Source organism: Corynebacterium sp. HMSC055A01 (assembly GCF_001809405.1).
In the GTDB taxonomy this organism is placed as follows: Bacteria; Actinomycetota; Actinomycetes; order Mycobacteriales; family Mycobacteriaceae; genus Corynebacterium; species Corynebacterium hesseae.
In genome coordinates this window covers 53,735-66,841 of the sequence record NZ_KV797586.1, presented here as the reverse complement: position 1 = coordinate 66,841, position 13,107 = coordinate 53,735, and the positions used below count along the sequence as shown (strand labels likewise).

Genomic DNA, 13,107 nt, shown 5'->3' with positions numbered 1-13,107 from the left:
GTTAATGGACATAGACAGAGCGGTTCACTAACTTACATCGAAACCTCTCCATCAGCAGAAAGACTTTCATGGATATCCGCGAACTCATCGACCGCTCCCCCATGGGCGCGCGCCAGTGGCTCATCATCGCCATCGCCCTCTTCCTCAACGCTCTCGACGGCTACGACATGGTGGCCATGGCCTTCGGCGCCGGACCTGTCAGCGAAGAGTTCGCCTTGTCCGATTCCTCCCTAGGCTGGCTCCTCTCCGCCGCGCTCATCGGTATCGGCCTCGGCTCTTTCTTTCTCGCGCCGCTAGCTGACCGCCTCGGGCGCACCACGCTGATTACCGTCTCACTCATCATCGACCTCGTCGGCCTCATTCTCACCACCCTCGCGCCAACGTTCAGCCTTCTCCTCATCTTCCGCCTCATCACCGGCATTGGCGTCGGCGGCGTCCTCGTCTGCGTCACCGTCCTCGTCAGCGAGTATTCCAACCTGCGCTTCCGCGGACTGGCCGTCGCCATCTACGCCTCCGGCTACGGCCTTGGCGCCTCCTTCTGCGGTGTTATCGCATCAACCTTCGATAGCTGGCAGCCCATCTTCTGGGTCGGCGCAGCACTCACCGTCGTGGCCCTTCTCCTCACGGTTGCTGTCGTCCCCGAGTCCGCCGACTTCCTCGCCGCCCGCGGCCGCATGGACGCCGTGCGCACCATCACCGCCAAACTCGGCCTCAAGGGCGAGGTCAGCGTCCGTCCCCGCACCAGCCACAAGGCGTCCTACACGGACCTCATCTCCCCACAGTTCCTGCGCACCTCCATCAAGCTCTGGCTGGCGTTCAGCTTCATCATGTTTGCTTACAACTTCACCTCACAGTGGACCCCGAAGCTGCTTACCGCCGAGGGCCTGACCGCCCAGCAAGGCATCATCGGCGGCATCATGCTCTCCTTCGGCGGGGCTATCGGCGCCATCCTCTTCGGCCTATTTACCACGCGCATCGACGCCCGCCCGCTGCTCATCGCCTTCTGTCTTGTCTCCTCTGTCGTCCTCGTCGGCTTCATCAACTCCACCGCCGTGCCCACCCTCATGTTTGCCCTCGGTGTCGGCGTAGGCCTTAGCCTCAACGCCTGCATCTCCGGCCTCTATACCGTCACCCCAGAGGCCTACCCTTCCGCACTGCGCACCACGGGAACGGGCGCCGCCATCGGCATCGCCCGCGTCGGCGCCACCCTCGCGCCTATCCTGGCCGGCTACCTCCTCGAAACAGGCTGGACCCCGACGGGCCTCTACACCCTCGCTGGTGTTACCGCGGTGCTGGCCGCGCTCTCCCTCATCGGCGTGCGTGCCTACACGGCGACCACAAAGCACAGCACGCCACAACCGGTAGCGGCCTAGGCTGGGACTCAGAGCCACCCTCAACCGCTAAGGAGCTTCACATGTTCGATCTTCAGGACCAGGTTGCCATCGTCACAGGAGGTGCCGCCGGCATCGGCCGCGGTATCGTCAGCGCCCTGCGCGAGGCCGGCGCGACCGTCATCATCGCTGACCTCAACGAAGAAGCCGCACACAAAACCGCCGAAGAACTCGGCGCGGACGCCCTGCTTGTCGACGTCACCTCGCGCGACTCCGTCCGCACCCTTTATAGGGACGTCGTCAAGCGCTATGGCCGCATCGACATTGTCTGTTCCAACGCCGGTGTCTTTCCCAACTGCCCGCTCGAGGACATGAGCGACGAGCAGTGGGACACCATGTTCGCCATCAACACGCACGGTACCTTCACCGTGGTGCAGGAAGCGCTGCCTTACATGAAGAAGGCGGGCTACGGGCGCATCGTCATCACGACGTCTATCACCGGCTCGCACACCGGCTACCCGGGCTGGGCGCACTACGGCGCGTCGAAGGCCGCACAACAGGGCTTCATGCGCTCTGCGGCACTGGAGGTGGCGCGCGATGGCATCACCATCAATGGAGTGCTGCCAGGCAATATCCTCACCGAAGGCCTTGAAGGCCAGGGCCAGGAGTACCTCGACCAGATGGCGCGCTCCGTCCCCATGCACCGCTTAGGTTCCCCGCGCGATATCGGCAACGCGGCGGCCTTCCTCGCTTCCCGCGAGGCAGGCTACATCACCGGCCAGACCCTCATTATCGACGGCGGCCAGATCCTTCCCGAGTCCCCCGAAGCCATCCTGCCGCCCTACGAGGCCTAAGCGCGACTAAAGCCCCGCTTCCTTTCGGATAGCGGGGCTTTAATTCTGCTCAGTTAAGCGTTGAGCTTGCGGTAATCAAAGACGGTATCGATGAGACCGTATTCGACGGCTTCCTGCGCGGTAAGGATCTTGTCGCGGTCGGTATCGATGCGCACCTGCTCTGCGGTGCGGCCGGTGTGCTCGGCCAAGGTCTCCTCCATGAGGCGGCGCATGCGCTCGATCTCGTTGGCCTCGATCTCAAGGTCAGAGACCTGGCCCTGCGTGCCCTGCGTACGCGGCTGGTGAATCAGCACGCGAGAGTTCGGCAGAGCGGCGCGCTTGCCCGGGGCACCGGCGGCCAGCAGAACAGCCGCAGCGGAAGCAGCCTGGCCCAGGCAGACGGTCTGCACGTCCGGACGCACATAGCGCATGGTGTCGTAGATGGCCATCAGCGCGGTGAAGGAGCCACCCGGGGAGTTGATATACATCGTGATGTCGCGGTCCGGATCCTGGGACTCCAGGACCAGCAGCTGCGCCATGATGTCGTTGGCGGAGGTGTCATCGACCTGGGTGCCCAGGAAGATGATGCGCTCTTCGAAGAGCTTGGAATACGGGTTGGTGGTCTTGGATCCCTGTGCGTTCTGCTCAATGAACTCCGGCAGAACGTAGCGGGAAGAAGGCATCTGAAGATTAGACATGGTGATAAAGCTCCTTGTTCCCTAGTTGGTGATAGGACCGTTAACGGACTCAATGACGTGGTCGACGATGCCGTATTCCTTGGCCTGCTGGGCGGTGAACCAGCGGTCGCGGTCCGAATCCTTGGTGATTTGCTCGAAGGTCTGGCCAGTGTGCTCAGCAATCAGCTCAGCCATCTCACGCTTGGTCTGCGCGAACTGCTCAGCCTGGATGGCGATATCTGCAGCGGTACCACCCACACCAGCGGAAGGCTGGTGCATCATGATGCGGGCGTGCGGCAGCGCGTAGCGCTTGCCCTTGGTGCCACCAGACAGGAGGAACTGGCCCATCGAAGCAGCCAGGCCCATGCCATAGGTAGCCACATCGCACGGCGAGTACTTCATCGTGTCGTAGATTGCCATGCCCGCGGTAACGGAGCCACCCGGCGAGTTGATATAAAGCGAAATATCGCGCGTGGGGTCCTCTGCAGACAGCAGGAGGATCTGGGCGCACAGTTTGTTGGCAATCTCATCATCCACCTGGGTTCCCAGGAAGATAATGCGCTCGCGCAGCAGGCGCTCATACACGCTATCGCTCAGATTCATACCCGTAGACGACGAGTTCATTGAAATCTTCTCAGACATGAATGGTTCTCCTTCAAGTGAAGAATGCTTTAACTGGCCCCACCTTACCGGCATTCCTCTCAAACTTGGCCTCTGTTCGCTATGAGCGTTGGGGCGCAGCACCAAAGGCGCATACGGAAGCTGGGTTAACATTTGCTCATGTCTGTTTCCGAGCTATCCACCAGTACCCAGAACTATTTGAAAGCAATCTGGGGGCTAAAGGAATGGTCGTCCGAGCCCGTTACCGCCACACTTATAGCGAAACAGTTGGGACTCAAGCTCTCCTCGGTTTCCGATGCAGTGCGCAAAATGTCGAAGCAAGGGCTCGTGTCACACACGCCCTATGGCTCTGTGGAGTTAACCGAACTTGGCAGGCAGTACGCATTGGTCATGGTGCGCCGCCACCGATTGCTTGAGTCTTTTTTGGTTCAAGCATTGGACTACACGTGGGACGAAGTCCATAATGAAGCCGAAAATCTCGAACACGCGGTGTCCGACATGCTCATAGAACGTGTAGATAAGTTCCTTAATTACCCCACTAGGGATCCGCACGGCGATCCTATCCCTACGGTTGATGGACAGATCACAATCCCCAGTGCGCACCGTCTCACCGACAGCGGTGCGCAACCGCAAGTGACCGTGGAACGCATTTCTGATTCCGACCCACAACTGCTGAAGTTCCTTGAAGAGCGCGGCATTGTCACAGGGGCTGTTCTTAGCACGCGCGAGGGAGCGCCCTTTTCAGATTCTCTCGAAATACAGGTGGCCGGCAGCACTCAGTGGGTAGTGCTTGGACGCCCAGCTACCGACGCAGTGTTTGTAGCACACCACAGCCGTTAGACCTTCCCCTTTGCATTAATCCTACTCTCACCTGCCCTTTTCAAAACTACGTTGGGCCGTAGTTGCAACTACGCCATTGCGTAGTTAGTCTTTTCGAATATCACCTATCCCACTTATGGCTAAGGCCAGGATGAGCAGGATTGCTATGTCAGACTCACCAGATTTGGTGTATTTTTCTAGCGTTTCAGAAAACACAAAAAGATTCGTCGAACGCTTAGATAGACCCGCGGTGCGCATTCCACTGCGCCCCAAGAAAACCGGGATGATCCAGGTTTCACACCCGTACGTACTCATCGTTCCCACCTACGGCGGAGGCTCGCTCAAACGCGCAGTCCCCAAACAGGTCATCGACTTCCTCAATGACCCAATCAACCGCTCCTTTATCCGGGGCGTTATTACCTCAGGGAATACCAACTTCGGAAGTGCTTACTGCGTCGCCGGACGCATCATTTCCGCCAAGTGCCACGTACCGGAGCTGTATCACTTCGAGCTTCTCGGCCCCCAGAAGGACATCGCCGCCGTAAAGCAGGGCCTTCAAAAGTTTTGGGAGCAGCAAAAGCAGCTAACGATGACACCCCATTAATCCCCCACAAGATGAAGAACACATCCGCATCACACAGATTGGACAACACAATGTGGCCTCTTGATGCCACCCCCACACAGACTATTGGCGCTACGCCCCGCACTGCTTCAGCAGACAATGCCGGCGGTGTCGGCAAGCGCAAAAGCTACCACGCACTCAACGCGCAGCTGAACTTGTTCGACGCTTCTGGAAAAATCCAGTTTGACAAGGACATTCAGGCAGCACAAGACTATGTCACGCACCATGTCGCTCCCCGCATGCATCAGTTCGATTCCACCAAGCAACGCTTGGAATGGTTGGTTGATAACGAGTACTACGAGCGGGATTTCCTTGAGCTTTATGATGACGCCTTTCTGTGCGCCATGTACGACAGAGCACATCAAGCTAAGCACCAGTTCCGCACCTTCCTCGGCGCATTTAAGTTCTTTACTTCATATGCACTGAAAACCTTTGATGGCTCCCGATTCCTAGAAGGCTACGAAGAACGTGTCGCCACCACAGCTTTATACCTTGCACAGGGCGACGAAGAGCTCGCAGAAAAGCTGGTGGATGACATCATGACCGGACGCTTCCAGCCCGCCACCCCTACTTTTCTCAACGCAGGCAAAGCCCAGCGCGGCGAAATGGTCTCCTGCTTCCTCCTGCGAATCGAAGACAATCTGGAGAGCATTGGCCGCAGCGTGAACTCTGCACTGCAACTATCAAAGCGCGGTGGTGGAGTGGCCTTGTTGCTGAGCAATCTGCGCGAATCCGGAGCCCCGATCAAAAAGATTGAGAACCAGGCTTCCGGAGTAGTCCCAGTCATGAAAATTCTCGAAGATAGCTTCAGCTATGCCAACCAATTGGGCGCCCGGCAGGGCGCTGGAGCCGTCTACCTGCATGCGCACCATCCAGATATTCTTCGCTTCCTGGATACCAAGCGGGAAAATGCCGATGAGAAAGTCCGCATCAAGACTCTTTCGCTGGGGGTTGTTATTCCAGATATAACCTTCCGTCTGGCCAAAGAGAACAAAGATATGCATCTTTTTAGCCCGTATGACATCACTCGCGAGTACGGCGTAGCCATGTCTGACATGTCCATCACCGAGTACTACGACGAGTTGGTTGCCAATCCGCGAATTTCTCACACGACCATTAAGGCCCGCGAGTTTTTCACCACGCTGGCTGAGCTTCAGTTTGAATCCGGATACCCCTACATCCTCTTTGAGGATACGGTCAACCGCGCTAATCCCCTCAAAGGACATATCAATATGTCCAATCTGTGTAGTGAAATCCTCCAGGTCAATACGCCATCCACCTACGGCGCCTCAGGTAACTACACCACCGTTGGCCAGGACATTTCCTGCAATCTAGGGTCGCTCAACATCGCTAAAGCTTTTGAATCACCGGACTTTGGGGAAACTGTTGAAACCGCGGTGCGCGCTCTCACGAAGGTCTCAGACCTAACAAATATCGAAGCTGTTCCTTCCATCGCTCACGGTAATGCATCCATGCATGCCATCGGGTTGGGTCAAATGAATCTCCACGGTTTCCTGGCTTCCAAGCGTATTCCTTATGGCTGCGCCGAAGCACTGGACTTTACAAATATCTATTTCCTGACCGTGACCTATCATGCGCTCCGTGCATCCCATGCACTCGCGGTTGAGAAAGGTCAACGATTCACTGGCTTTGAAGAATCCACCTATGCCACTGGCGTCTACTTCGACAAGTACATCGACCAAGACTGGGCGCCGGCCACTGACCACGTAAAACAGCTATTCCATGAGGCTGGCGTGCAGATTCCTCAACGCGAGGATTGGCTACGCCTCAAGAACCAAGTGATGCAAGACGGCATCTACAACGCCTACTTGCAGGCAGTTCCACCCACTGGATCAATTTCCTACATCAATGACTCCACCGCGTCCATACACCCGATTGCCTCCAAGATTGAAATACGCAAGGAAGGCCGCTTGGGGCGCGTGTACTACCCCGCACCGGAAATGACCAACGACAACTTGGAGTATTTCGATGACTCCTACACCGTGGGGTACGAAAAAATCATCGACACCTACGCTATGGCCACCCAACACGTGGACCAAGGGCTTTCCCTGACTTTGTTCTTCACCGCTGATACCACCACGCGGGACATCAACAAGGCACAAATCTATGCCTGGAAAGCCGGAATCAAGACCTTGTACTACATCCGTTTACGCCAACCTGCACTCCAGGGAACCGAGGTCGAAGGCTGCGTTTCCTGTGCTCTGTAGGAACACGGTCCTCCCCTTGTCTACAACCATTCACTCAGAAAGAAGGAAGCTATGTCTTCAACATCGAACAGTGCTGAACTAACCAGCATTTCAGTTACCCCGCCGAGCTACCGGCATGATCCTTCAGCCCGCATCCGCGCCATCAATTGGAACCGGGTGAGCGATGACAAGGATCTTGAAGTGTGGAACCGTCTCACCGCCAATTTTTGGTTGCCAGAGAAGGTCCCGCTTTCTAATGATCTCCCGGCGTGGCAGAAGATGACGCCCGAGGAACGCAACCTCACCATGCGGGTGTTCACGGGACTCACCACCCTGGATACTGTCCAGGCCACTGTGGGAGAAATCTGTCAGATTCAAGATGCCCGCACCGAACACGAGGAGGCCGTGTATACCAACATCGCCTTCATGCAGTCAGTCCATGCCCGTTCATACTCTTCAGTGTTTTCTACCCTGAGCAGTACAAAGGAAATTGATGAAGCATACCGCTGGGCGGTGAATAACGACCTTCTCCAGGCACGCGCCAAGAAAGTGCTCGCGCACTATTTTGGGCCGGATCCACTCAAACGCAAGGTGTCATCGACGCTGCTTTCCTCATTGCTTCTCTACGCGGGTTTCTATCTTCCCTTGCACTTTTCTGTCCACGCCACCCTGACAAATACGGCAGACATGATTCGCCTCATTCTGCGTGACAAGGCAGTGCACGGCTACTACTCGGGCTACAAGTATCAGCGCGGTTTGGAATCCACGACCCCGCTACGGCAGAAGGAAATGCATGATTTCACCATTTCTTTGCTCGAAGAGCTTTATGCACTAGAGCTGGACTATTCCGGCGAGCTATATGAGCCTTTGGGACTCATGGATGATGTAGCCGTGTTCGTTCGCTATAACGCCAATAAGGCACTCATGAATTTGGGCTACCCGGACTATTTCCCGCCCGAAGAAACGGAAGTGAACCCAGAAATCCTCGCGGCCCTAGCCCCCGGAGCAGATGAGAACCATGACTTCTTCTCCGGATCTGGTTCCTCCTATGTCATTGGTACTGCTGAAGAAACGAGTGATGATGACTGGGATTTCTAAACCTTTTCCGCGACCGGACCAAGGAAGCTGGCTTGAGACCATTGCGCTGTTTGAAGCCATCCGCGAAGGAAACCAACCCGCAGCCATGCGGCTGTTGAATACATCCGCCGCACGAGAGGCCGTCCTCGGGGGTCTTCTAGGGCTCATCGAACTGTACTTCCGCCATGAAGAAGGAGACAAAGTAGATGGCTTCCTCACCGCCGCCCACGCTGCCGGCCCACCACCGGCCTTTGGCTGCAAGCCTTTTCTCCCTTGACCACGTCTCCCTACACCCAACTAAGAAAGAAGGTTTACCATGACCACCCCACGTATCAGCGTTATCGTCGGCAGCCTGCGCCGAGAGTCATTTGCACGCAAGATTGCACACGAGGTGCTCACGATGATCCCTGAAGACTACGAGGCAAACATCGTGGAAATCCGTGACTTGCCGCTCTATGACTTCGACTACGATGACCCCGCCGTCACGGACAAGCCCACTCCGGCTGAGTACACCACCTTTCGCGAGACCATCAAGAACTCGAGCGGGATCCTCTTCATTACGCCAGAGAACAACCGCACTATCCCCGCCTGCCTCAAAAACGCAGTGGACATCGGCTCTAAGCCCAACTCAGCTGTGGCGTGGAAGAACCTTCCCGCAGGTATCATTAGCCACTCTGTAGGCCGCATGGGCGGCTACAGTTCACAGAAGAACCTTCGCCTCGCCCTGTCCTACTTCGATATGCCGCTTCCGGGTCAGCCCGAAGTATTTCTGGGTCAATCCCCCACCCTTTTCGAAGAGTCCGGACATCTCAATGAACGCACCGCAGACTTTGTCAGGGATTACGTTATGCGCTTCCTGCAGCTAACCGACAAGGCCTTTAGAGCCACAAACGGCTAGCGGTATCCCCAGCCAACACCCATCACGCCCTCTACGAAGTACTCAAAGACTCCTAGAGGGCGTTCACACTGACACAAACCCCGGATTCAGGCTCATCCTTGAGTTACCTGAATCCGGGGTTTCACGCGCGCTCGCCACCACACATGTGGCAGCGGCACATTACAAGCGGGAGATTACTTCTCCTCGGAAGCCTCAGCCTCGTCCTCGTCGATCTCGCCGAAGTACTGGTCAACATCAACCTTGTTGCCAGCCTCGTCGGTGACCTCTGCACGGCAGATAGCCATAGCCAGGGCCTTGCCGCGGCGAACGTCAGAGAACAGGTTGCCCAGCTGGTTGCTGGACTGCAGCTGCTGGATGAACTGGTTCGGGTCCATGCCGTAGGACTGCGCGGTGAAGAGGATGTGGTCGGTCAGCTCCTGCTGGGACACCTCCGGCTCCTCGACTTCGGCGAGTGCGTCCAGGAAGAGCTGGGTGCGGACGGATTCCTCGGCAGACTTGCGAGCATCAGCATCGAACTCCTCGCGGGTCGTGCCCTGTGCCTCAAGCAGCTGTGCCAGCGCCTTCTCGTCGTGAGCCAACTGACCCATGACCTGGTGCAGCTGAGCGTGGACCTGCTCGTCCACCACGGAGGCGGGGAGCTCAAAGTCAACGTCGGCAAGCGCAGCCTTGAGGACCTCATCGCGGATGGCGGCAGCCTGCTCGGACTTCTTGGTCTCCTCAACGCGGGACTTGGTGTCCTCGCGCAGCTCGTCGATGGTGTCGAACTCGGAAGCCATCTGTGCGAACTCGTCGTCGAGATCCGGCAGCTTGCGCTCCTTGGTCTGCTGGACGTGGACCTTCACGGTGGCCTCGTCGCCCTCGTGCTCGCCGGACTGGATAGTGGTGGTGAACTCGTTGTCCTCGTCGGTCTTCATGCCGCGCAGAGCGGTGTCGAGCCCCTTGATCAGGTTGTCGTCGCCGATGCGGTAGGTCATACCCTCGTGGGAAGCCTCATCCAGCTTGGTTCCGTCAACCTCGGTGGTGATGTCGATGATGGCGTAGTCACCGGTCTTCATCTTGCGCTTGGTGTCCTTGAGCTCACCGAAGCGGGAAGCCAGGTCCTCGAGCGCCTTGTCGACGTCCTCTTCGGAGGTCTCCAGTGCCGGCACCTTAACGGAAATCTTGGAGAAGTCCGGCACCTCGAACTCAGGGCGGATATCTACCTCAGCGGTGAACTCGACGAAGTCGTTGTCCTCCAGCTTGGCAATGTCGATCTCCGGCTGACCAATGACCTTGAGATCGTTTTCGGTAACAGCCTGCTCGTAGCGGGACGGCAGCATGTCGTTGACTACCTGCTCGAGGATGGGGCCACGACCAAAGCGGGCGTCGATAAGCTGGCGCGGAGCCTTGCCCTTACGGAAGCCCGGGATGGAAACCTGCTGCGCGATCGCCGCGTAGGCCTGAGCGATTTCCTTGTCCAACTCAGCGAACGGAACGTTGACGGTGAGCTTGACGCGGGTATCGCTCAGCTTGTCTACGGTGGTCTTCACGAGAAACTCTCCTGATTGTGATCGTCTAAAAATGTAATGAAGGGGCCTGGATGCGTGTCCAGGCCCCCATACGTCGGGGCGACAGGATTTGAACCTGCGACCCCCTGCTCCCAAAGCAGGTGCGCTACCAAGCTGCGCCACGCCCCGTATGGAAAGCCTCTGCGCCCGGAAGCTCCGAACGCAGCTGCGCTTCATACTGGGGCTAGTGTACCGATAGCTGCTTGACTATCCCAACACCGGCCCCAATTAAACTTTGTTTCCCCACGTCAGGGGCAGCTTTAGCGCTAGAAGTCGAAGTCGAAATCAAACATTCCGCCATCGCCCCCGTCGCCACCAAACAGGCCGTCGAAAAAGCCGCCCTCCTCGCCTCCCCCGGCGTCACCGGCACCATCCATGGCGCCGCCGTCCATACCCTCGGCGCCGCCCATGTCTCCGCCCCAGTCGCCGCTTTCAGCGGCTGCGGCGGAGTAGCCCACTCCCGCCATGCCGGCGAACATGGCGTTGAACATCATGGAGTATCCCACCATCCACACGCCGGTGGTCAACGCGTCAGCCCACCACGGGCGCGAGTACCAGCCGGCCGGGACCGGGCGCCCTGCTACGACACCACCCGGGTAGTAGTTGGGGGTTTCTGCGGATGCGCTTGGCGACGCTGTCAGGGTCTCCCCGTTGGCCTCCACCGTGCGGGTCTCCGTCACCTTGCCGGCCTGGCGCTGGCCTTCCAACGGCGGCAGCTCTGGACCCGGGTCCATACCCATAATTTCACGGGCCGCCGCAACATAGTAGAGACCCTCCAATGCAGATTCGCGCGCTAGGTGCGCCTGCTTGACCGTGGTGGCCTGGGAGATTGCCGAGTTAGCGGCGGTAAAGCGCTCGGAAGCATCCGCCATAGCCTGCTGGGAGGCGGTATCCGTGCCGCTGATATTCATCACCTGACCACCGAGACGCTCGGTCCACCGGCGGGCATCCGCCATCGCATCATCAAAACGTTGGGATTCTCGCAGCTCTTGCTGCTTCTTCCCGTTTCGCGAGGACAGAAACCAAGCGCCGCCGCCAACGACGAGGATGAGGAGCAATAACGAGCTCACGAAAGCACCACTTTCATCTCAGAGTCGAATTGTGTGTTGTCGTAATTATGTACCTACCCAAAGTAACGCCTTTTACCCCTTTCTAGTTCCCATTTTCGTTTCAGCGCCCACGTGCGCTAAAGTAGTTCGCACGCCGATACAACGGCTTTCAACGTTGAGACTTTCAAAGTCAAGGCCTTGAAAGTTGAAGATTACCGGTTGTGGGAATGTCGTATAGTGGCTAATACCTCAGCCTTCCAAGCTGAAGACGCGGGTTCGATTCCCGTCATTCCCTCCAAGAAAAATAGCCCCACCACCTGCGCAAACAGAGGGTGGGGCTATTTTTGTACCGGCCTGTACCAGTAGCCGTGGTAGCTGACAAGGTAGCTAGCCGCTCACCTTACCCAGCGCTGCACCGTCGATGGGGTACGCCCGCACATTTTCGCTACTTGGTAGGCGCTCACATCGTATGACATGGCATCCTGCACCCACTCAGAGCGAGCATCTTTCAGCTCTGCGGTAATCGTCTCTAGCTCGCGCACCTGGTCATCTGCCCATTTGATTTGGGCCATGTACACGGCTTCGTTGTACCCATCTTTCCCGGCTCGCGCCATTTCAAGCGGCTTCGCAAACAGGGTTTCCACCCAGGCGCGCTGGTCAGGAGCAAGCTCTCCCATGGCCTTTTCGTAGTCATCTTCCGACGCGGCCAAGCCCTTACGGGCGGATTCGAGAGCAACCCGGTTCCCGGTCGTGCGCTCGGCTCTGACGGTCTTGGTGGCCATGCCGATGAGGATGATTTTCATACCGATGTGGTTGAGGGTGTCGGGGCTAATGATTTGCATGATTCGGGGTCCTTTCTAGTTGTCGCCTTTGAGGGCGGAGATGTAGGTGGATGCGTCACGGCGGGTCATGCGGGCAACTTCTTCGAGGGTGGTCGGGCCTTGGCTGAACCAGGTTGTGTTCTGGCCACCGTGCTGGGAGAGAAGGCTCATGATGTAGTCAACCTGACGGTCGGTGGCAAGTGGGCCGCGTGCTTCAGCTTCGTTGCGCTCTGCCGTCTCTTTTACTTCTTGCTTGGCTTCGGTTTCGCGCTTGGTGGCGAGTTCGGCGCGCAGCTTTTCGAGTTCGACCTGTCGCTTGTCGCAGAGCGTGATGGCTTTCTCGACGGATTCAACGTTGCGGAATTCTTCACGTCCGGTGTTGCGGCTGACCACTGCGATTTCGTAGACGCGCTTACCATTAACGAATCCGGTTTGGGTGACTACGCGGTAGTCGTTGGTGATGTAGTGGACTTCGTGGGTGCGCATCTGGCGTGCCATGGTGGGTTCCTTTGTTTGTGGCGTTTCTTGCTTACATACCCATTATGACGCACCGCGTAATAATATGCAATGCGTACTAATATCGTGGGTAATAAACGGGGGTAGCA

The 13,107-nt window shown here is 57.5% G+C and carries 14 protein-coding genes and 2 tRNA genes; 9 read left to right on the top strand and 7 right to left on the bottom strand.

The annotated features are described in order from the left end of the window. The first annotated feature begins 68 nt into the window (after positions 1 to 68). Entirely contained in the window at positions 69 to 1,373 is a 1,305-nt protein-coding gene (locus HMPREF2604_RS07795; RefSeq protein WP_070519460.1) for an MFS transporter, read from the top strand. Positions 1,374 to 1,414: 41 nt separating this feature from the next. Beyond that, positions 1,415 to 2,185, top strand: coding sequence for a 3-oxoacyl-ACP reductase FabG (fabG, locus tag HMPREF2604_RS07790; protein WP_070519458.1), 771 nt, complete (start codon positions 1,415 to 1,417; stop codon positions 2,183 to 2,185). A gap of 53 nt (positions 2,186 to 2,238) precedes the next feature. On the opposite strand, the gene HMPREF2604_RS07785 is transcribed toward fabG, so the two are convergent. After that, a complete protein-coding gene (locus tag HMPREF2604_RS07785; RefSeq protein ID WP_070447792.1) occupies positions 2,239 to 2,862 on the bottom strand; it encodes an ATP-dependent Clp protease proteolytic subunit in 624 nt (207 codons plus the stop codon). Between the two features lie 21 nt (positions 2,863 to 2,883). Then, complete coding sequence (locus HMPREF2604_RS07780; RefSeq protein WP_010190917.1) at positions 2,884 to 3,483, bottom strand: ATP-dependent Clp protease proteolytic subunit; 600 nt, start codon at positions 3,481 to 3,483, stop codon at positions 2,884 to 2,886. A gap of 138 nt (positions 3,484 to 3,621) precedes the next feature. On the opposite strand from HMPREF2604_RS07780, the gene HMPREF2604_RS07775 reads away from it, so the two are divergent. The 6 genes from HMPREF2604_RS07775 to HMPREF2604_RS07750 all read left to right on the top strand — a co-directional run bounded on the left by HMPREF2604_RS07775 (position 3,622) and on the right by HMPREF2604_RS07750 (position 9,085). Beyond that, positions 3,622 to 4,302: a metal-dependent transcriptional regulator gene (locus HMPREF2604_RS07775; protein ID WP_010190918.1), complete on the top strand. Its 681-nt coding sequence runs from the start codon at positions 3,622 to 3,624 to the stop codon at positions 4,300 to 4,302. Positions 4,303 to 4,417: 115 nt separating this feature from the next. Then, positions 4,418 to 4,885: a class Ib ribonucleoside-diphosphate reductase assembly flavoprotein NrdI gene (nrdI, locus tag HMPREF2604_RS07770; RefSeq protein WP_070564621.1), complete on the top strand. Its 468-nt coding sequence runs from the start codon at positions 4,418 to 4,420 to the stop codon at positions 4,883 to 4,885. 50 nt (positions 4,886 to 4,935) lie between these two features. Further along, on the top strand, positions 4,936 to 7,131 hold the full coding sequence (gene nrdE / locus HMPREF2604_RS07765; protein ID WP_070564618.1) for a class 1b ribonucleoside-diphosphate reductase subunit alpha: 2,196 nt from the start codon (positions 4,936 to 4,938) through the stop codon (positions 7,129 to 7,131). 51 nt (positions 7,132 to 7,182) lie between these two features. Further along, positions 7,183 to 8,208: a class 1b ribonucleoside-diphosphate reductase subunit beta gene (gene nrdF / locus HMPREF2604_RS07760; protein ID WP_023020918.1), complete on the top strand. Its 1,026-nt coding sequence runs from the start codon at positions 7,183 to 7,185 to the stop codon at positions 8,206 to 8,208. Next, positions 8,189 to 8,464, top strand: a complete 276-nt coding sequence (locus HMPREF2604_RS07755) for a hypothetical protein (protein ID WP_070564615.1) — start codon at positions 8,189 to 8,191, stop codon at positions 8,462 to 8,464. Before nrdF ends, HMPREF2604_RS07755 begins: the two co-directional genes overlap by 20 nt. A gap of 39 nt (positions 8,465 to 8,503) precedes the next feature. Next, the gene (locus HMPREF2604_RS07750; RefSeq protein WP_070564612.1) at positions 8,504 to 9,085 is read left to right on the top strand and encodes an NADPH-dependent FMN reductase; all 582 of its coding nucleotides are present in this window, start codon (positions 8,504 to 8,506) and stop codon (positions 9,083 to 9,085) included. A 173-nt stretch (positions 9,086 to 9,258) separates the two neighbouring features. Here HMPREF2604_RS07750 and tig read toward each other — a convergent pair whose 3' ends face one another. The 3 genes from tig to HMPREF2604_RS07735 form a co-directional block, all read right to left on the bottom strand. Beyond that, the gene (tig, locus tag HMPREF2604_RS07745; RefSeq protein WP_070564609.1) at positions 9,259 to 10,614 is read right to left on the bottom strand and encodes a trigger factor; all 1,356 of its coding nucleotides are present in this window, start codon (positions 10,612 to 10,614) and stop codon (positions 9,259 to 9,261) included. Positions 10,615 to 10,687: 73 nt separating this feature from the next. Then, positions 10,688 to 10,761, bottom strand: a tRNA-Pro gene (locus HMPREF2604_RS07740). 137 nt (positions 10,762 to 10,898) lie between these two features. After that, entirely contained in the window at positions 10,899 to 11,702 is an 804-nt protein-coding gene (locus HMPREF2604_RS07735) for a hypothetical protein (protein WP_070564606.1), read from the bottom strand. 202 nt (positions 11,703 to 11,904) lie between these two features. On the opposite strand from HMPREF2604_RS07735, the gene HMPREF2604_RS07730 reads away from it, so the two are divergent. Further along, a tRNA-Gly gene (locus tag HMPREF2604_RS07730) sits at positions 11,905 to 11,979 on the top strand. 97 nt (positions 11,980 to 12,076) lie between these two features. On the opposite strand, the gene HMPREF2604_RS07725 is transcribed toward HMPREF2604_RS07730, so the two are convergent. Both HMPREF2604_RS07725 and HMPREF2604_RS07720 read right to left on the bottom strand, forming a co-directional pair. Further along, a complete protein-coding gene (locus HMPREF2604_RS07725; RefSeq protein WP_070564603.1) occupies positions 12,077 to 12,523 on the bottom strand; it encodes a hypothetical protein in 447 nt (148 codons plus the stop codon). A 15-nt stretch (positions 12,524 to 12,538) separates the two neighbouring features. Next, the gene (locus tag HMPREF2604_RS07720; RefSeq protein ID WP_070564597.1) at positions 12,539 to 13,000 is read right to left on the bottom strand and encodes a hypothetical protein; all 462 of its coding nucleotides are present in this window, start codon (positions 12,998 to 13,000) and stop codon (positions 12,539 to 12,541) included. Between the last annotated feature and the right edge of the window lie 107 nt (positions 13,001 to 13,107).